Genomic DNA, 17,829 nt, shown 5'->3' on the forward strand with positions numbered 1-17,829 from the left:
GAAGATGCCACGCAGTCTCAAGAAGGGCCCCTTCGTCGACGAGCACCTGTTTCGCAAGGTGGTCGCCGCGAACGAGGCCAACAGCAAGAACGTGATCAAGACCTGGTCGCGCCGCTCGATGATCGTCCCGGCCATGCTGGGTCACACCATCGCGGTGCACGACGGTCGCAAGCACATCCCGGTGTTCGTCACCGAGACCATGGTCGGTCACAAGCTGGGCGAGTTCGCGCCCACCCGCACCTTCCGTGGTCACGTGAAGGACGACAAGAAGGGTCGCCGCCGCTAACGCGGTGGCGTAAGGAGGAGAGAAATGGTGGAGTCGATCGCACGCGTGCGTCACATCCGCGTCACCCCCATGAAGGCCCGCCGCGTCGTCAACCTGATCCGCGGCAAGCAGGCCCAGGAGGCCCTGGCCATCCTGAAGTTCGCCCCGCAGAGCGCGAGCGAGCCGGTCTACAAGCTCGTCGCCTCGGCGATCGCCAACGCGCGCGTCAAGGCCGACCAGAGCAACACCTACCTGGACGAGCAGGACCTGTACGTGAGCAAGGCCTTCGTGGACGAGGGCACCACGCTCAAGCGGTTCCAGCCGCGTGCACAGGGCCGGGCCTTCCGGATCAACAAGCGCACCAGCCACATCACGATCGTCCTCGCGACGCCGGACGAGGCTGAGGTTGCGAACGCTACGAAGAAGGCGAGCAAGTAATGGGCCAGAAAGTCAACCCGTACGGCTTCCGTCTGGGGATCACGACCGACCACGTGTCGCGCTGGTTCTCCGACAGCACGAAGAAGGGTCAGCGTTACAGCGACTACCTCGCTGAGGACGTCAAGATCCGCACGCTGCTGAAGACCTCGCTCGACCGCGCGGGCGTGTCCCGCATCGAGATCGAGCGCACCCGCGACCGCGTCCGCGTCGACATCCACACCGCCCGTCCGGGCATCGTGATCGGTCGCCGTGGCGCCGAGGCCGAGCGCATCCGCGCCGACCTCGAGAAGCTCTCGGGCAAGCAGATCCAGCTGAACATCCTCGAGGTCAAGAACCCCGAGGCCGACGCTCAGCTCGTCGCCCAGGGCATCGCCGAGCAGCTCGCCGCCCGCGTGGCCTTCCGCCGCGCGATGCGCAAGGGCCTGCAGGGCGCTCAGCGCGCCGGCGCCAAGGGTGTCCGCATCCAGGTGTCGGGCCGCCTCGGCGGCGCCGAGATGAGCCGCTCCGAGTTCTACCGCGAGGGTCGTGTGCCGCTGCACACGCTCCGCGCCAACATCGACTACGGCTTCTACGAGGCCAAGACCACCTTCGGTCGCATCGGTGTCAAGGTGTGGATCTACAAGGGCGACATCACGAACAAGGAGCTTGCCCGCGAGCAGGCCAACCAGAAGCCGTCGCGCGAGCGCAACGACCGTGACCGTGGTCCGCGTCGCGGCGGTGGCCGGGGCAACGCCCCCGCGACCGAGGCCGCGCCGGCCGCAGCAGGAGTTGAGGCATAACCATGTTGATCCCACGCAGAGTCAAGCACCGCAAGCAGCACCACCCCGGCCGTAGCGGCCAGGCGACCGGTGGCACGAAGGTCTCCTTCGGCGAGTTCGGCATCCAGGCCCTGACCCCCGCTTATGTGACCAACCGTCAGATCGAGTCCGCTCGTATCGCGATGACGCGTCACATCAAGCGTGGCGGCAAGGTGTGGATCAACATCTACCCGGACCGTCCGCTCACGAAGAAGCCGGCCGAGACCCGAATGGGTTCCGGTAAGGGTTCGCCCGAGTGGTGGGTCGCGAACGTCAAGCCGGGTCGGGTCCTCTTCGAGGTCTCCGGCGTCTCCGAGGAACTCGCTCGTGAGGCAATGACCCGTGCAATCCACAAGCTGCCCCTCAAGGCACGCATCATCAAGCGCGAGGAGGGCGACGCGTAATGGCGATCGGCACCAAGGAGCTCGCTCCCAGCGAGCTCGACACCTTTGAAGACGAGCGTCTGATCGACGAGCTGAAGAAGGCCAAGGAAGAGCTGTTCAACCTGCGCTTCCAGTCGGCCACCGGTCAGCTCGAGAGCCACGGCCGCCTGCGTGCGGTCAAGCGCGACATCGCTCGTATCTACACCGTGATCCGCGAGCGCGAGCTCGGGATCCGGGCGACCCCGGCCCCGGCCGAGGTCACGCCCGCCAAGGCAGAGAAGAAGAGCAAGGCGAAGAAGGAGGCCGCTGAGGCCCCCGAGGTCGCCGAGACCGAGACTGAGGAGGCCAAGTAATGGCTGAGACCACCAAGGCTGCGGCCGCGGAGTCGGCGGCCGACGAGGCCCTCGTCCGTGGTTACCGCAAGGCCCGTCGCGGGTACGTCGTCAGCGACAAGATGGACAAGACCATCGTCGTCGAGGTCGAGGACCGCGTGAAGCACCCCCTGTACGGCAAGGTCATCCGCCGCACCTCCAAGGTGAAGGCGCACGACGAGAACAACACCGCCGGCATCGGCGACCTCGTTCTCATCAACGAGACCCGTCCGCTGAGCGCCTCCAAGCGGTGGCGCCTGGTTGAGATTCTGGAGAAGGCCAAGTGATTCAGCAGGAATCCCGACTCAAGGTCGCCGACAACACCGGCGCCAAGGAGCTTCTCGCCATCCGCGTCCTCGGCGGCTCCAGCCGTCGCTACGCCGGCCTGGGTGACGTCATCGTCGCCACGGTCAAGGACGCGATCCCCGGCGGCAACGTCAAGAAGGGCGATGTCGTCAAGGCCGTCGTCGTGCGCGTGCGGAAGAACACCCGCCGCCCGGACGGCTCCTACATCAAGTTCGACGAGAACGCCGCCGTGATCCTGAAGAACGACGGTGACCCCCGTGGCACCCGCATCTTCGGCCCGGTCGGCCGTGAGCTTCGCGACAAGAAGTTCATGAAGATCATCTCGCTGGCCCCGGAGGTGCTGTAACCATGGCGAACATCAAGAAGGGCGACCTGGTCCAGGTCATCTCGGGCCGTTCGCAGGCCCGCGGTGGCGACCGTGGCAAGCAGGGTCGTGTCATCGAGGTCCTCGTGGAGAAGAACCGCGTGATCGTCGAGGGCGTCAACTTCGTGACCAAGCACGTGCGCGTCGGCCAGACGCAGCGTGGCACGAAGACCGGCGGCATCGAGACCCACGAGGCTCCGATCCACGTGTCCAACGTGGCGCTCGTCGACCCCGAGACCAAGAAGCCGACCCGCGTCGGCTTCCGCACCGAGACCGTTACGAAGGACGGCGTCACCAAGACGGTCCGCGTTCGTTACGCCAAGAAGTCTGGTAAGGACCTGTAATGACGGACACTGCAACGAGTGCTGGCAAAATCCAGCCTCGCCTGAAGCAGAAGTACAAGAACGAGATCTCCGCTCAGCTCAAGGGCGACTTCGGTTTCACGAACGTGCACCAGGTGCCCGGCCTCGTGAAGATCGTGGTCAACATGGGTGTCGGCGAGGCTGCTCGCGACGGCAAGGTGATCGACGGTGCGATCAACGACCTCACCCTGATCACCGGCCAGAAGCCGCAGGTCACGAAGGCCCGCAAGTCCATCGCGCAGTTCAAGCTGCGCGAGGGCCAGCCGATCGGCGCGCACGTCACGCTGCGCGGCGACCGCATGTGGGAGTTCCTCGACCGTCTGCTCTCGCTCGCGCTGCCCCGTATCCGGGACTTCCGCGGCCTGAGCGACAAGCAGTTCGACGGCAACGGCAACTACACCTTCGGTCTCACGGAGCAGTCGATGTTCCACGAGATCAACCAGGACCGGATCGACCGCGTCCGGGGTATGGACATCACGGTCGTCACGACCGCGAAGAACGACGCGGAGGGTCGCGCGCTGCTCAAGCAGCTCGGCTTCCCGTTCCGCTCGAACGAGGCGGGCAACTAGACCTAGTAGTCTTGTCTCTTTGTGGGCCGGCCGCCCGGCCGGCCCACTTCCACCACAGGTCGTCAGTCGTGTAACGGCTGCACGAAACCTGGTGAACAAAGGAAAATCGCAATGACGATGACAGATCCGGTCGCAGACATGCTGACCAGACTGCGCAACGCGAACTCGGCGCACCACGACACCGTGTCGATGCCGCACTCCAAGCTCAAGTCCCACATCGCCGAGATCCTCACCTCCGAGGGCTACATCTCCGGCTGGGAGGTCTCCGACGCCCGTGTCGGCCAGACCCTGACGCTCAACCTCAAGTTCGGTCCGAACCGTGAGCGTTCCATCGCAGGCATCAAGCGTGTCTCCAAGCCCGGCCTCCGCGTCTACGCGAAGTCGACGGAGCTCCCCAAGGTCCTCGGCGGCCTCGGTGTCGCGATCCTGTCCACCTCCTCGGGGCTCCTCACGGACCGCCAGGCTGAGAAGAAGGGCGTGGGTGGGGAAGTCCTCGCCTACGTGTGGTGACACCGCCATGTCGCGAATCGGAAGACTGCCCATCGAGATCCCCGCTGGGGTCGATGTGAAGATCGACGGCCAGACCGTCACCGTCAAGGGCCCGAAGGGCGAGCTCACGCTCGTCGTCGCCAGCCCCATCGAGGCGAAGCTGGAGGAGGGCCAGGTCCTGGTCACCCGTCCGGACGACGAGCGCGCCTCGCGCTCGCTCCACGGCCTCACCCGCACGCTCATCAACAACAACATCGTCGGCGTCACCGAGGGCTACTCCAAGGGCCTCGAGATCGTCGGCACCGGTTACCGCGTGGCCCAGAAGGGCGCGGGCGTCGAGTTCGCGCTCGGCTTCTCGCACCCGGTGAACGTCGAGCCGCCGGCCGGCATCACCTTCACGGTCGAGGGCAACAACAAGCTCACCGTGAGCGGGATCGACAAGCAGGCTGTGGGCGAGGTCGCCGCGAACATCCGCAAGATCCGCAAGCCCGAGCCGTACAAGGGCAAGGGCGTGCGTTACGCCGGCGAGGTCGTTCGTCGCAAGGCCGGAAAGGCTGGTAAGTAATCATGGCTCTGGGTACCAGAGGAAAGAGCAAGGCGGCCGCCCGTGGCCGTCGTCACACCCGCCTCCGCAAGAAGGTCGTGGGCACCGAGGTCCGTCCTCGCCTGGTCGTCACCCGTTCGGCCCGTCACGTCTTCGTGCAGGTCGTCGACGACGCCAAGGGCCACACGCTGGCCTCCGCGTCGACCATGGAGACCGACCTGCGCGGCTTCGACGGCGACAAGACCGCCAAGGCCCGCAAGGTGGGCGAGCTCGTCGCCGAGCGCGCGAAGAGCGCCGGTGTCGAGGCCGTGGTCTTCGACCGTGGCGGCAGCAAGTACGCCGGTCGCGTTGCGGCCGTCGCCGAAGGCGCTCGTGAAGGTGGGCTGAACCTGTGAGCGACGAGAATAACAAGGAGCAGACCGTGGCCGCTGAGGTAACGGAGACCGCGCAGCCGGTCGAGACCGCTGCGTCGACCGACAACAACCGCGAGCGCGAGCCGCGCCGCGGTGGCCGGGAGCGCAACCCCAACCGCGATCGCGGCAGCCGGGACGCCGACAAGAGCCAGTTCCTGGAGCGCGTCGTCACCATCAACCGCGTCTCCAAGGTAGTGAAGGGTGGTCGTCGCTTCAGCTTCACCGCTCTCGTGGTCGTCGGCGACGGCAACGGCCTGGTGGGCGTCGGCTACGGCAAGGCCCGCGAGGTGCCGCTGGCGATCTCGAAGGGCGTCGAGGAGGCGAAGAAGAACTTCTTCCGCGTCCCGCGCGTCGGCGTCACCATCCCGCACCCGGTGCAGGGTGAGGCCGCCGCCGGCGTCGTCCTCCTGCGTCCGGCCGCCGCCGGTACCGGTGTCATCGCCGGTGGCCCGGTGCGCGCCGTCCTGGAGTGCGCCGGCATCCACGACGTGCTGAGCAAGTCGCTCGGCTCGTCCAACACGATCAACATCGTGCACGCGACCGTCGAGGCGCTGAAGCAGCTCGAGGAGCCCCGTGCCGTCGCAGCTCGCCGTGGTCTCGACTACGACCAGGTCGCGCCCGCGCGCCTGCTGCGTGCCGAGGCGGAGGCGGCCGAGGCCGCTGCTGCCGCCAAGAAGGCAGAGAAGGTAGGTGCCTGATGGCCGCGCGCCTGAAGATCACGCAGATCAAGTCGAAAGTGAGCGAGAAGCAGTACCAGCGCGACACGCTGCGCAGTCTGGGACTGAAGCGAATCGGTGACGTCACCGTCCGCGAGGACACCCCGCAGAACCGCGGGTACGTCAACACCGTCGCTCACCTGGTGAAGGTTGAGGAGATCGACTAATGCCCACCGAAACTGAAAACACGGCGGACAAGCAGGCCACTGAGGCCGTCGCCTCGAAGCCGGCCGCCAAGAAGAGCACCACCACCAAGGCTGCCGCCGACAAGCCGGCCGCCGAGAAGAAGGCTCCGGCCAAGAAGGCTCCGGCGAAGGCCGCTGCCGACAAGGCCGCCGCCTCCACCAAGGACGAGACCGTCTCCGCCCCGGCGAAGAAGGCTCCGGCCAAGAAGGACGTCGCGGAGCCCCGCGAGCAGGTCCTCAAGGTGCACCACCTCCGTCCCGCCGCAGGCGCCAAGAAGGACAAGACCCGCGTCGGACGCGGTGAGGGTTCCAAGGGCAAGACCGCGGGCCGTGGCACGAAGGGCACCAAGGCCCGCTACCAGGTCCGCCCGGGCTTCCAGGGCGGTCAGCTCCCGTTCCACATGCGTTCGCCGAAGCTGCGCGGGTTCAAGAACCCGTTCCGCGTCGAGTACCAGGTGGTCAACCTCGAGAAGCTGGCCGAGCTGTACCCGGCCGGTGGGGATGTCACCATCTCCGACCTCGTCGCCAAGGGCGCCGTTCGCAAGAACGAGAAGGTCAAGGTTCTCGGTAACGGGGACATTGCGGTTAAGCTGAACGTTGCGGTCGACAAGGTCTCCGGCTCTGCCGAGCAGAAGATCGTCGCCGCTGGTGGCTCCGTCAAGTAGCCGCCCGTAAAGCAGCGCAGTCGGGTGGCCGGAAAGCTCCGGTCACCCGACTGACTCTTACAGGAAAGCAGGACGCACTTTTGTTTAGCGCCGTCGCGCGGATCTTCCGCACCCCGGACCTCCGCCGGAAGATCTTCTTCACGCTGGGGATCATCGCCCTGTTCCGGCTGGGCTCCTTCATCCCTGCGCCGTTCGTCGACTTCGCCAACGTCCAGACCTGTCTGAACGCCAACCAGGACACCTCGGGGCTCTACTCCCTGGTCAACCTGTTCTCGGGTGGCGCTCTCCTCAAACTCTCGATCTTCGCGCTCGGCATCATGCCGTACATCACCGCGTCGATCATCGTGCAGCTTCTTCGCGTGGTCATCCCGCGCTTCGAGACCCTCTACAAGGAGGGCCAGGCCGGCCAGGCGAAGCTCACGCAGTACACGCGCTATCTCACGATCGCGCTGGGCGTCCTCCAGTCGACGACCCTCATCACCGTCGCCCGCTCGGGCGCGCTCTTCGGTACCACGGCCGTCTCGCAGTGCACGCAGCTGATCACGGACGACTCCTGGTACGCCATCATGCTCATGGTCGTCACCATGACCGCCGGCACCGGCCTCATCATGTGGATGGGCGAGCTGGTCACCGAGCGCGGCATCGGCAACGGCATGTCCCTCCTGATCTTCACCTCGATCGCGGCGCAGTTCCCGAGCTCGCTCTGGGCCATCGGCCAGTCGCAGAGCATCGAGGTGATGCTGGTGGTGATTGCGATCGGTCTCCTGATCGTCGCCGCGGTCGTCTTCGTCGAGCAGTCGCAGCGCCGGATCCCCGTGCAGTACGCCAAGCGCATGGTCGGTCGCCGGACGTACGGCGGCAACAACACGTACATCCCGATCAAGGTGAACATGGCGGGCGTCGTCCCGGTCATCTTCGCGTCGTCGCTGCTGTACCTGCCCGCGCTGATCGCCCAGTTCAACCAGCCGGCGGCCGGCAAGGCCCCGGCTCCCTGGGTGACCTGGATCACGAACTACCTGACCAAGGGCGACCACCCGCTCTACATGCTGCTCTACTTCCTCCTGATCGTGGGCTTCACGTACTTCTATGTGGCCATCACGTTCAACCCGGAGGAGGTCGCCGACAACATGAAGAAGTACGGCGGCTTCATCCCCGGTATCCGCGCGGGCCGCCCCACCGCCGAGTACCTCGACTACGTGCTGACCCGCGTGACGCTGCCGGGCTCGATCTACCTCGGCATCATCGCGCTGATCCCGCTGATAGCGTTCGCATTGCTCGGCGCCAGCCAGAACTTCATGTTCGGCGGCACGTCCATCCTCATCATCGTCGGTGTCGGACTCGAGACGGTCAAGCAGATCGACTCGCAGCTCCAGCAGCGGCACTACGAAGGGCTTCTGCGTTGACCCGTATGCTGATCGTCGGACCTCCCGGAGCGGGCAAGGGCACTCAGGCCTCCCGCATCACCTCCGTGTACGGGATCCCCGACATCTCCACGGGCGACATCTTCCGGGCCAACATCAAGAACGAGACACCGCTCGGTAAGCAGGTCAAGGCGATCGTCGACGCAGGCGACTACGTTCCGGACAGCCTCACGAACCAGCTCGTCACCGACCGGCTGGCCGAGGACGACGCGAAGGACGGCTTCCTCCTCGACGGCTACCCGCGCACCCTGGAGCAGGTGAAGTACCTGGACGACCTGCTGGCCTCGAAGGGCCAGGAGCTCGCCGCGGTCATCCAGCTCGTCGCCGACCAGGACGAGATCGTCGCACGCCTCACGAAGCGCGCGCAGGAGCAGGGCCGCGCCGATGACTCCGAGGACGCCATCCGGCACCGCCAGGAGGTCTACGTGCGCGAGACTTCCCCGCTGATCGACGTCTACCGGGACCGCGGGCTGCTCGTCCCGGTCGACGGTCTGGGCGGAGTGGACGAGGTCGCCGAGCGCATCCGCGCCGCCCTCGCCAAGCGCGGGATCCACCCGCTCGCGGGCGCCGACGAGACCGTCGCGTAAGCGCGTGGCCTTCAAGCGGTCGATCTACAAGTCGCCCGCCCAGCTCCGACTCATGGTCGCGCCGGGACGGGCGACCGCGGCGTCCCTGGACGCGGTCGCCGCAGCGGTCGCTGCGGGTGTCTCCACTCTCGAACTCGACCGGATCGCCGAGGCCGCGATCGAGGCGACGGGCGGAAGATCCAACTTCAAGCTGGAGGCCGGCTACCACCACACGATCTGCGCGTCGGTCAACGACGAGGTCGTGCACGGCATCCCCGGTTCGCGCATCCTGCAGCCGGGCGACATCCTGTCGATCGACAGCGGCGCCATCCAGGAGGGCTGGAACGGCGACGCGGCGCGGACGTTCGTGCTGCCAGACCCGGCCCATCCTGAGCGCGTCGCGGAGCGCCAGAAGCTCTCCGACGTCACCGAGCAGTCGCTGTGGCACGGCATCGCCCGCCTCGCGAGCGCACGTCACCTCAACGAGGTCGGCGAGGCGATCGAGGACCACATCATGTCGCAGGGCGACTACGGCATCCTCACCGACTACATCGGTCACGGGATCGGGCGCCGCATGCACGAGGAGCCGCCGGTGTTCAACTACCGGGTGCGCTCCAAAGGCCCGGAGGTCCGTCCAGGACTCGTGGTCGCGATCGAGCCGATGGTCGTGCTGGGGGACCAGGACACCTACGTGAAGGACGACGGCTGGACCGTCGCCACGGAGGACGGCTCGGCCGCGGCGCACTGGGAGCACAGCGTCGCGGTGCACGCCGGCGGCATCTGGGTGCTGACGGCGGTCGACGGCGGCGCCGAGGGGCTCGCGCCGTTCGGGATCACGCCGACGCCGATCGCATAGGCGCCGTTCGGGGCCTGTTCGCTCAGAGCGGGCGCAGATGATAGACCAGAATTGGCGAAATGCGCCGGTATCCCATAAGATTGATCCTTGGTGTCTTAGGCGTGCTTTCTGCATGTCCGGCGCCAGTCAACGCACGACCAGCAAACCACTACGAGTAACGACAGTGAGGCTATGGCCAAGAAAGACGGTGTCATCGAGATCGAAGGATCTGTGATCGAGGCGCTCCCCAACGCGATGTTCCGCGTGGAGCTCACCAACGGTCACAAGGTTCTTGCCCACATCTCCGGCAAGATGCGTCAGCACTACATCCGCATCCTCCCCGAGGACCGCGTGATCGTGGAGCTGAGCCCCTACGATCTGACCCGCGGCCGGATCGTCTACCGCTACAAGTAACGGATTGCTGTAAGTAACGGCCACGCCACCGGGTAGCCCCTGGCGGGGTACGAGGACAGCGAACAAAGGTAACAGCACAATGAAGGTCAACCCCTCCGTCAAGAAGATCTGCGACAAGTGCAAGGTCATCCGTCGCAACGGCCGGGTCATGGTCATCTGCGAGAACCCGCGCCACAAGCAGCGCCAGGGCTGATCGCAGCAGCAGTACCAGCACGACTCAACTGAATAACGAAGCGATCCCAGAACCCGCCTCCATCCAGCGTGGAGGCGGGGGACACCCTCGGAGGAGGCCGAGGCACCGGGACCGCTGAAGACCTCCACTCATCACAGGAGAAGCCACAACATGGCACGTCTAGCAGGCGTCGACATCCCGCGCGAGAAGCGCGTGGAGGTCGCACTCACCTACATCTACGGCGTCGGGCGCACTCGTGCGCTTCAGACCCTTCGCGAGACCGAGATCTCGGGCGACATCCGCGTCAAGGACCTGACCGACGACCAGCTCGTCGCACTGCGCGACTACATCGAAGGCAACTTCAAGGTCGAGGGTGACCTCCGCCGCGAGGTCGCCGCCGACATCCGCCGCAAGGTCGAGATCGGCAGCTACGAGGGCATCCGCCACCGCAAGGGCCTCCCGGTCCGCGGCCAGCGAACCAAGACGAACGCGCGTACCCGCAAGGGCCCGAAGCGCACCGTCGCCGGTAAGAAGAAGGCTCGCTAGGCCGACACCAGGACTGAAGGAGAAATATTATGGCAGCACCCAAGTCGGCCGCTCGCAAGCCGCGCAAGAAGGAAAAGAAGAACATCGCTGTGGGCCAGGCCCACATCAAGAGCACCTTCAACAACACCATCGTCTCGATCACCGACACCACCGGTGCGGTCATCTCGTGGGCGTCCTCCGGTGGAGTTGGCTTCAAGGGCTCGCGCAAGTCCACCCCGTTCGCCGCGCAGCTGGCAGCCGAGTCGGCCGCCCGTCAGGCGCAGGAGCACGGGATGAAGAAGGTCGACGTCTTCGTCAAGGGCCCGGGCTCGGGCCGCGAGACCGCGATCCGCTCGCTCCAGGCCGCCGGCCTCGAGGTGGGCTCGATCAACGACGTCACCCCGCAGGCGCACAACGGCTGCCGCCCGCCGAAGCGTCGCCGCGTCTAGTTCTCTTCCACGTCCGCCCAGGCGGCGGTCCTCCAGGACCGCCGCCTGACGGCGTGACGAACCCCACCTCACTCACGCGAGTGTCATATAGCGGACACTCAGCCGAAAGGAATCAATAGTGCTCATTGCACAGCGTCCTACGCTCACCGAAGAGAACATCTCCGAGTTCCGCTCGCGGTTCGTCATCGAGCCGCTCGAGCCGGGCTTCGGCTACACCCTCGGCAACTCGCTTCGCCGCACCCTGCTCTCCTCCATCCCGGGTGCCGCCGTCACCAGCATCCGCATCGACGGCGTGCTGCACGAGTTCAGCACCGTCCCGGGTGTCAAGGAGGATGTCACCGAGATCATCCTGAACATCAAGGGCCTGGTCGTCTCCAGCGAGCACGACGAGCCGATCACCGCCTACCTCCGCAAGACCGGCTCCGGCCAGGTCACCGCGGCGGACATCTCGGCTCCGGCGGGCGTGGAGATCCACAACCCCGAGCTGGTCATCGCCACCCTGAACGACAAGGCGAAGTTCGAGGTCGAGCTCACCATCGAGCGCGGCCGCGGCTACGTCTCGGCTCAGCAGAACCGCAACGAGTACTCCGAGGCGGGCCAGATCCCGATCGACTCGATCTACTCCCCGGTCCTCAAGGTCACCTACCGCGTCGAGGCCACCCGTGCCGGCGAGCGCACCGACTTCGACCGCCTCGTGGTCGACGTCGAGACCAAGCCCGCGATCAGCCCGCGCGACGCCATCGCGTCCGCCGGTCGCACGCTGACCGAGCTGTTCGGCCTGGCCCGCGAGCTCAACAGCGCGGCCGAGGGCATCGAGATCGGCCCCGCGCCGGTCGACCAGGTGCTCAGCTCCGAGCTGTCGATGCCGATCGAGGACCTGGACCTGTCGGTCCGCTCGTACAACTGCCTCAAGCGCGAGGGCATCAACACCGTCAGCGAGCTCGTCTCGCTGTCGGAGACGCAGCTCATGAACATCCGCAACTTCGGTCAGAAGTCGGTGGATGAGGTCAAGGACAAGCTGACGGAGATGGGCCTGTCGCTGAAGGACTCGGTTCCCGGGTTCGACGGCGCCCACTTCTACAGCGGATACGACGAGGACGAGTCCACCACCATCTGAGGCCGCGTCAGCGAAGCCTTCGACTTTTTCACTACTGGAGATAACCGATCATGCCTAAGCCCACCAAGGGCCCCCGCCTCGGAGGCGGCCCCGCGCACGAGCGCCTCATGCTCGCCAACCTGGCCGCTGCGCTGTTCACGCACAAGAGCATCAAGACGACCGAGACCAAGGCCAAGCGCCTGCGTCCCTACGCCGAGCGTCTGATCACGTTCGCGAAGCGCGGCGACCTGCACGCCCGCCGCCGCGTCCTCGCGGTCATCGGCGACAAGACCGTCGTGCACGAGCTCTTCACGGAGATCGCGCCGCTGGTCGCCGAGCGTGAGGGCGGCTACACCCGCATCACCAAGCTCGGCTACCGCAAGGGCGACAACGCGCCCATGGCGCAGATCGAGCTCGTGCTCGAGCCCGTCGCCCCGAAGGTCAAGTCGACCAAGAAGGCTGCCGCCCCGAAGGCCGCTCCGGTCGAGGAGCCGGCCGCCGAGGAGGAGACCACCGAGGACACCACGTCCGAGGAGACCACCGCCGCTGAGGCCGAGGTCGTCGAGGAGGCCACCGGCGACGCCGAGGCCGCCGAGGAGACCACCGCCGAGGCGGAGGCCGAGAAGGCCTGACCTTCCGCATCCTGTCGAAACGCCCCGCATCCGTTCGGATGCGGGGCGTTTCACGTTGTGGAGCCGAGGTCAGGCGGTGCTGTGCTGCGCAGTGAGCCGCACCGGCGTGTTCGCGGCGCCGAAGCCGTCGTAGCCGCCCCGTCGCTCCACCAGCTCGAAGAACACGGCGCCCACTGTCTCGGTGTAGCAGTGCAGGTACTCGCCTGACGCGTCGCGGTCGTAGAGCAGCCCGGCGTCCCGGAGCCGTTCCAGCTCGCCCGGTGGCAGCTCGAAGCGGGCGGCGAGGTCGTCGTAGTAGTTCGCCGAGACCGGGACCGTGCGCAGGCCCCGCGCTCGCGCGCGACCGACCAGCCCGTGGAGGTCGTCGCAGGCGATCGCGACGTGCTGTGCGTGCCGTTGCGCCGCTGTCGTCGTGCGCTCGGCGAACGGCGGGACGACGTTCAGCGCCAGGCGGACCGCTCCGTCGCCCGAGCGGAGCACCTGACTGCGGACCAGCCCGGCCGGGCCGGCGAGCTCCGCCGAGGACTCGCGTTTCAGGCCGAGCGCCGTGGCGTAGAACAGCACGGCCTCCTCGATGTCGGCGGCGGGCTCGGTGAGGTTGACGTGGTCGATGCCGCGGATCGCGGGGTCCGGCGTGCCGCGACCACCCGCGAACTCGCCCGGCCAGGCGGGGCTGCTCTCCGGGCCGCTGATCAGGATCTCGGTGCCGTCGGGCGCGAGCACGGCCGGGAGGTCGGCCTCGCCGGTGAGCACGCGGCGGTGTGCGCGCTGCGCCCCGAGGCGCTCCGCCCGGGCGGCGGCCTCCTCCGGCCGGTCGGTGCGGATGCCGAATCCGGCGACATGGGGGCTGATGCCCGCGGCGTTGTGCTCGTTGAGGACGATCCGGGCCTCGCCTGCGGCGTAGAGCCACGCCGGTTTCGTGACGTGGCGGCCGCGCGGCGCGAAGCCGATCCGCTCCAGCACGGCGGCGACGGAGTCGGTGTCCTGCGCCTTGACCTCCACCTGGTCGAGCTCGCGGGGCTCCGCCGTGGGGCGGGCTGCGCCGCTCTGGAGGGCGTCCTCCAGGACGGTCAGCGATCGGCGGGCGTGCCGGGCGGTCCGGGCAGGATCGGTCTGCCGGAAGACGTCGTTGAAGACCTCCAGCGACAGCGGACCGCTGTAACCGGCACGCAGGGTGTGGCCGACGAAGGCCGGGAGGTCGAAGCCGCCCTCGCCCGGGAACAGGCGGTGGTGCCTGCTCCAGGAGAGCACGTCCATCGAGAGCAGCGGGGCGTCGGCGAGCTGGACGAAGAAGATCTTGTCGCCCGGGATCCGCTCGATGTCCGCAGGGTCGTGGCCGCGGGAGAGGATGTGGAAGCTGTCCAGGCACACGCCGAGCGCGGGGTGGTCGGCGCGCTCCACGATGCGCCAGGCCCGCCGGTAGTCGTCGATGTACCGGCCCCACGCCAGGGCCTCGAACGCGAGGCGTTTGCCGTGCGCGTCGGCGCGGTCGGCAAGGCGGCCGAGCTGCGCGGCGGAGACTGCGTCGTCGTCGATCGAGGCGGTGGCGACGTTGCTGCACACCAGCACCGTGTCGACGCCGAGCCGGTCCATGAGCACGAACTTGGCCTCGGCCCGGCGCAGCACCTGCGCGAACTCCGGCTCGGTCACGCCCTCCGCGTCGCGGAACGGCTGGTAGAGCGCGATGCGCAGGCCGAGCCGGTCGCAGAGCGCGCGCACCTCCTCCGGCGACTGCGGGGCGGCGATCAGGTCGGGCTCGAAGACCTCGACGGCGTCGAACCCGGCGTCGGCGATGGCGTGCAGCTTGTCGACGAGCGTCCCGGACAGGCAGACCGTCGCGATGGAGGTGCGCATCAGCGGCCCTCCCGGATCATCGCGGCGAAGTGGGCGCGCATCCGCTCGCGGTCGGGCTCGGCGCCGGTGATGAGCCGGAACGCGTCCGCCGCCTGACCGACGGCCATCCCGCCGCCGTCGAGCGTGCGGCAGCCGGCCTCCCGGGCCGCGCGGAGCAGTTCGGTGTCGACGGGACGGTAGACGACGTCTGCCACCCAGAGGTCCGGCCGCAGCAGCCCGGCGTCGAGCGGGATGCCGGGATGGGTGTGCATGCCGACGAAGCTGGCGTTGACCAGTCCGGTGACGGCATTCGCCGGCTCGCCCAGCAGCGCGGGCAGCGCGTCGGAGGAGACTCCGGAGACGGACGCCGCCGGGAACCGCGGCCCGAGGGACGCGGCCAGCGTGGCGGCGCGCCGGGCGTCGAGGTCGGCGACCGTGAGTCGGGAGGCGCCGGCCTCCAGCAGCGCGGCGCAGACGGCGGCGCCGGCCCCGCCCGCGCCGATGACGACGACGTGCCCGAGGTCGGCGCCGGGGAGGCCGTCGCCGAGCGCGGAGGCGAAACCGGTGACGTCGGTGTTGTGGCCGACGCGCCGCCCGGCCGCGAGCAGCACGGTGTTGACCGAGCCGATCGCCGCCGCCGAGTCGGTCACCTCGTCGAGGTGTGCGAGGACTCGCTGCTTGCAGGGGTGGGTGATATTGAGGGCGTCGAAGCCGAGCAGGGCGGCGGCGTCCAGGACCCGGCCGATCGTCGCGTCGAGGTCGCCGCCGCCCTCGAATGAGAGCAGGTCGATGGGCCGGTAGAGGTAGCGCAGCCCCTGCTCGTCGGCCTCCCGCTCGTGCAGCGGAGGTGTCAGGGAGGGCAGCACGCCCTCGCCCAGGAGCCCGACCAGGTACGACTCTCCGACCACGCTCATGCGTCCTCCTCGACCATCGTGCGGTGCCGCGGCGCTTGACAAAGCGCCACGAGGTTTCTTAACGTACCAGATAGTTCATTAGCGAGGAGGCGGGATGGCCCGGCTGGATCACGAGCGGATCCGCGACGCGGGGCGCACGCGCGCCGAGATCCTCGCCGTCGCGACCCAGGAGTTCGCCGACCGCGGCTACTCCGGCGCCCGCGTGGACGAGATCGCGCGCCGGATGTCCACGACGAAGCGGATGATCTACTACTACTTCGGCGGCAAGGAGCAACTCTACGTGAGCGTGCTGGAGGCCGCCTACGCCGAGATGCGAGGCTACGAGCAGCAGCTCGACGTCTCCGGTCTCGAGCCGGTGGAGGCCATCCGCGCCATCGCCGAACGCACCTTCGATCACCACACCAGCCGCCAGGACTTCGTGCGGCTCGTGGCGATCGAGAACATCCACCGCGCGGCGTTCCTGCGCGAGGTGGGCGAGCCGGAGAGCCTGGCGCTCCCGGCGCTGGAGCTGATCGACGAGGTGCTGCGGCGCGGACGGGCTGCGGGCGTGTTCCGCGACGACCTGGACGCCACCGACGTGCACATGGCGATCAGCTCCTTCTGCGTGTTCCCGGTGGCCAACCGCCACACCTTCGGGTACCTCTTCGGCCGCGATCTGCTGAACCAGTCGCGCGCCGGGCACTACCGGCGGATGCTCGGCGACATGATCGTCGCGCTCCTCACCGCGGACCGTTGATCCCTGCCGGGCACGCCCGGCGGATCGAATAGCAACGAACAGAAACGAGTGTCGACGATGACCGCCCTCGCCCCCGCCCCCACGCGCACCCGGACACCGGTGCGCGCGGCCTTCGCCGGATTCCTCGGCTCGGCCGTCGAGTATTACGACTTCTTCATCTTCGGGTCGGCCGCCGCGCTGATCTTCCCGCACATCTTCTTCCCCGACGCCGACACCACCGCGCGCGTGATGTCGTTCGCGACCTTCGGGTTCGCCTATGTGGCGCGTCCGGTGGGGGCGGTGGTCCTCGGCCACTTCGGCGACCGGATCGGCCGCAGGAAGGTGCTGGTCTTCACGCTCGCGCTGATGGGATTCTCCACCTTCGCGATCGGCTGCCTGCCGACCTTCGAGACCGTCGGCTGGCTGGCGCCCGGGCTGCTGGTGCTCTGCCGGCTGCTCCAGGGTCTGTCGGCCGCGGGGGAGCAGGCCGGGGCGAGCTCGATGACGCTGGAGCACGCGCCGGACCGCCGGCGCGCCTTCTTCACGTCGTGGACGCTGACCGGCACGCAGGGCGGCCAGGTGCTCGCGGCCATCGCGTTCATCCCGATCATGGCGCTGCCGGAGGATGTGCTGTACTCCGTGGGCTGGCGCATTCCGTTCTGGCTGTCGGCCGTCGTGGTCGTCGTCGCGTTCGTGGTCCGCCGGTCGCTGCCGGAGTCGCCGGAGTTCGTCAGCGCCGCCGAGGGCGGCGAGATCGAGAAGCTGCCGCTGGTCGGGCTGCTCCGCTCGCACTGGCGGGACGTGCTGCGCGTGGTGTTCCTCGCGATGATCGCGGCCGTGTCCACAGTGTTCGGCAACCTGGCCATCGCCTACGGGACCGACGCCGGGCTGGACGCGTCGGTGACGCTCTGGCTGGTCGTGGTGGCGAACATCGTCGCGCTCGTCACGCAGCCGCTGTTCGGGATGCTCGCCGACCGGATCGGCCGCAAGCCCGTGTTCATCTACGGGGCGCTCGCGAGCGCCGCGCTGATGCCGTTCTACCTGCGCTCGATGTCCGGCTCGGAGGTCTGGGTCACCTTCCTCCTGGCGGTGGCGGTGTTCTCCTGCGGGTACGCGGCGGCGAACGCGGTCTGGCCGTCGTTCTACAACGAGATGTTCCCGCGCGAGGTGCGCTTCTCCGGCGTCGCGATCGGGACGCAACTCGGCTTCCTGATGGCCGGCTTCGCTCCGAGCATCGTCACGGCGATGGGCGGCACCGGACCGGACGGCTGGATCGTCATCTCCGTGTTCACCGCGGTGATCGCGGTCGTCGTGACGATCGCGGCGCTGACGGCGCGGGAGACCGCCCGGACGCCCACAGCGGAGCTGGGCCGGCGCCGCTAGGCTGGCC

28 protein-coding genes are annotated in these 17,829 nt (G+C 67.9%); 26 read left to right on the top strand and 2 right to left on the bottom strand.

Annotated features, from left to right (window positions below; all coding sequences use genetic code 11):
- Positions 1-4: 4 nt before the first annotated feature.
- The 24 genes from rpsS to rplQ all read left to right on the top strand — a co-directional run bounded on the left by rpsS (position 5) and on the right by rplQ (position 12,977).
- Positions 5-286, top strand: coding sequence for a 30S ribosomal protein S19 (gene rpsS, locus ABCS02_RS02580; protein ID WP_018191964.1), 282 nt, complete (start codon positions 5-7; stop codon positions 284-286).
- A 24-nt stretch (positions 287-310) separates the two neighbouring features.
- On the top strand, positions 311-703 hold the full coding sequence (gene rplV, locus ABCS02_RS02585) for a 50S ribosomal protein L22 (protein ID WP_345834049.1): 393 nt from the start codon (positions 311-313) through the stop codon (positions 701-703).
- Positions 703-1,482, top strand: coding sequence for a 30S ribosomal protein S3 (rpsC, locus tag ABCS02_RS02590; protein ID WP_345834050.1), 780 nt, complete (start codon positions 703-705; stop codon positions 1,480-1,482). Before rplV ends, rpsC begins: the two co-directional genes overlap by 1 nt.
- A gap of 2 nt (positions 1,483-1,484) precedes the next feature.
- Positions 1,485-1,904 carry a 50S ribosomal protein L16 gene (rplP, locus tag ABCS02_RS02595; protein WP_055894786.1) on the top strand — a complete coding sequence of 140 codons (420 nt, stop codon included), beginning with the start codon at positions 1,485-1,487 and terminating at the stop codon, positions 1,902-1,904.
- Positions 1,904-2,236, top strand: a complete 333-nt coding sequence (gene rpmC / locus ABCS02_RS02600) for a 50S ribosomal protein L29 (RefSeq protein WP_345834051.1) — start codon at positions 1,904-1,906, stop codon at positions 2,234-2,236. The genes rplP and rpmC overlap by 1 nt, the downstream gene beginning before the upstream one ends.
- A complete protein-coding gene (gene rpsQ / locus ABCS02_RS02605) occupies positions 2,236-2,541 on the top strand; it encodes a 30S ribosomal protein S17 (protein WP_018191959.1) in 306 nt (101 codons plus the stop codon). The genes rpmC and rpsQ overlap by 1 nt, the downstream gene beginning before the upstream one ends.
- On the top strand, positions 2,538-2,906 hold the full coding sequence (gene rplN / locus ABCS02_RS02610; protein ID WP_018191958.1) for a 50S ribosomal protein L14: 369 nt from the start codon (positions 2,538-2,540) through the stop codon (positions 2,904-2,906). The genes rpsQ and rplN overlap by 4 nt, the downstream gene beginning before the upstream one ends.
- A 2-nt stretch (positions 2,907-2,908) precedes the next feature.
- Positions 2,909-3,268, top strand: a complete 360-nt coding sequence (gene rplX / locus ABCS02_RS02615) for a 50S ribosomal protein L24 (protein ID WP_158865608.1) — start codon at positions 2,909-2,911, stop codon at positions 3,266-3,268.
- Positions 3,268-3,855 carry a 50S ribosomal protein L5 gene (gene rplE / locus ABCS02_RS02620; RefSeq protein WP_345834052.1) on the top strand — a complete coding sequence of 196 codons (588 nt, stop codon included), beginning with the start codon at positions 3,268-3,270 and terminating at the stop codon, positions 3,853-3,855. Before rplX ends, rplE begins: the two co-directional genes overlap by 1 nt.
- A 111-nt stretch (positions 3,856-3,966) precedes the next feature.
- Positions 3,967-4,365 (top strand): 30S ribosomal protein S8, encoded by a 399-nt coding sequence (gene rpsH / locus ABCS02_RS02625; protein ID WP_345834053.1) that lies wholly within the window; start codon positions 3,967-3,969, stop codon positions 4,363-4,365.
- Between the two features lie 7 nt (positions 4,366-4,372).
- Positions 4,373-4,909, top strand: a complete 537-nt coding sequence (gene rplF / locus ABCS02_RS02630) for a 50S ribosomal protein L6 (RefSeq protein WP_345834054.1) — start codon at positions 4,373-4,375, stop codon at positions 4,907-4,909.
- Positions 4,910-4,911: 2 nt separating this feature from the next.
- Positions 4,912-5,283, top strand: a complete 372-nt coding sequence (gene rplR / locus ABCS02_RS02635) for a 50S ribosomal protein L18 (protein ID WP_345834055.1) — start codon at positions 4,912-4,914, stop codon at positions 5,281-5,283.
- Positions 5,280-5,999 (top strand): 30S ribosomal protein S5, encoded by a 720-nt coding sequence (gene rpsE, locus ABCS02_RS02640; RefSeq protein WP_055913991.1) that lies wholly within the window; start codon positions 5,280-5,282, stop codon positions 5,997-5,999. The genes rplR and rpsE overlap by 4 nt, the downstream gene beginning before the upstream one ends.
- The gene (rpmD, locus tag ABCS02_RS02645; RefSeq protein ID WP_185276507.1) at positions 5,999-6,184 is read left to right on the top strand and encodes a 50S ribosomal protein L30; all 186 of its coding nucleotides are present in this window, start codon (positions 5,999-6,001) and stop codon (positions 6,182-6,184) included. Before rpsE ends, rpmD begins: the two co-directional genes overlap by 1 nt.
- Complete coding sequence (rplO, locus tag ABCS02_RS02650; RefSeq protein WP_345834056.1) at positions 6,184-6,867, top strand: 50S ribosomal protein L15; 684 nt, start codon at positions 6,184-6,186, stop codon at positions 6,865-6,867. The genes rpmD and rplO overlap by 1 nt, the downstream gene beginning before the upstream one ends.
- Before the next feature lie 80 nt (positions 6,868-6,947).
- A complete protein-coding gene (gene secY, locus ABCS02_RS02655; protein WP_345834057.1) occupies positions 6,948-8,270 on the top strand; it encodes a preprotein translocase subunit SecY in 1,323 nt (440 codons plus the stop codon).
- Positions 8,267-8,875, top strand: coding sequence for an adenylate kinase (locus ABCS02_RS02660; protein WP_345834058.1), 609 nt, complete (start codon positions 8,267-8,269; stop codon positions 8,873-8,875). The genes secY and ABCS02_RS02660 overlap by 4 nt, the downstream gene beginning before the upstream one ends.
- A gap of 4 nt (positions 8,876-8,879) precedes the next feature.
- Complete coding sequence (map, locus tag ABCS02_RS02665; RefSeq protein WP_345834059.1) at positions 8,880-9,710, top strand: type I methionyl aminopeptidase; 831 nt, start codon at positions 8,880-8,882, stop codon at positions 9,708-9,710.
- A gap of 171 nt (positions 9,711-9,881) precedes the next feature.
- Entirely contained in the window at positions 9,882-10,103 is a 222-nt protein-coding gene (infA, locus tag ABCS02_RS02670) for a translation initiation factor IF-1 (RefSeq protein ID WP_011186713.1), read from the top strand.
- A 79-nt stretch (positions 10,104-10,182) separates the two neighbouring features.
- Positions 10,183-10,296 (top strand): 50S ribosomal protein L36, encoded by a 114-nt coding sequence (gene rpmJ, locus ABCS02_RS02675; protein WP_011186712.1) that lies wholly within the window; start codon positions 10,183-10,185, stop codon positions 10,294-10,296.
- A 150-nt stretch (positions 10,297-10,446) separates the two neighbouring features.
- Positions 10,447-10,821 (top strand): 30S ribosomal protein S13, encoded by a 375-nt coding sequence (gene rpsM / locus ABCS02_RS02680; protein WP_055914002.1) that lies wholly within the window; start codon positions 10,447-10,449, stop codon positions 10,819-10,821.
- Between the two features lie 29 nt (positions 10,822-10,850).
- Complete coding sequence (gene rpsK / locus ABCS02_RS02685; protein WP_018191944.1) at positions 10,851-11,249, top strand: 30S ribosomal protein S11; 399 nt, start codon at positions 10,851-10,853, stop codon at positions 11,247-11,249.
- A 118-nt stretch (positions 11,250-11,367) separates the two neighbouring features.
- Positions 11,368-12,366 carry a DNA-directed RNA polymerase subunit alpha gene (locus tag ABCS02_RS02690; protein ID WP_345834060.1) on the top strand — a complete coding sequence of 333 codons (999 nt, stop codon included), beginning with the start codon at positions 11,368-11,370 and terminating at the stop codon, positions 12,364-12,366.
- A 50-nt stretch (positions 12,367-12,416) separates the two neighbouring features.
- Entirely contained in the window at positions 12,417-12,977 is a 561-nt protein-coding gene (gene rplQ / locus ABCS02_RS02695) for a 50S ribosomal protein L17 (protein ID WP_345834061.1), read from the top strand.
- 69 nt (positions 12,978-13,046) lie between these two features.
- On the opposite strand, the gene ABCS02_RS02700 is transcribed toward rplQ, so the two are convergent.
- Positions 13,047-14,831 (bottom strand): TIM barrel protein, encoded by a 1,785-nt coding sequence (locus tag ABCS02_RS02700; RefSeq protein ID WP_345834062.1) that lies wholly within the window; start codon positions 14,829-14,831, stop codon positions 13,047-13,049.
- Positions 14,831-15,724, bottom strand: coding sequence for a shikimate dehydrogenase (locus tag ABCS02_RS02705; RefSeq protein ID WP_345834063.1), 894 nt, complete (start codon positions 15,722-15,724; stop codon positions 14,831-14,833). Before ABCS02_RS02705 ends, ABCS02_RS02700 begins: the two co-directional genes overlap by 1 nt.
- 94 nt (positions 15,725-15,818) lie before the next feature.
- Here ABCS02_RS02705 and ABCS02_RS02710 point away from each other — a divergent pair, with 94 nt between their 5' ends.
- Together ABCS02_RS02710 and ABCS02_RS02715 are read left to right on the top strand one after the other, a co-directional pair.
- Complete coding sequence (locus ABCS02_RS02710; RefSeq protein WP_345834064.1) at positions 15,819-16,460, top strand: TetR/AcrR family transcriptional regulator; 642 nt, start codon at positions 15,819-15,821, stop codon at positions 16,458-16,460.
- A 57-nt stretch (positions 16,461-16,517) separates the two neighbouring features.
- Positions 16,518-17,822, top strand: coding sequence for an MFS transporter (locus ABCS02_RS02715; RefSeq protein WP_345834065.1), 1,305 nt, complete (start codon positions 16,518-16,520; stop codon positions 17,820-17,822).
- The last annotated feature ends 7 nt before the right edge of the window (positions 17,823-17,829 follow it).

The organism is Microbacterium sp. X-17 (assembly GCF_039615055.1).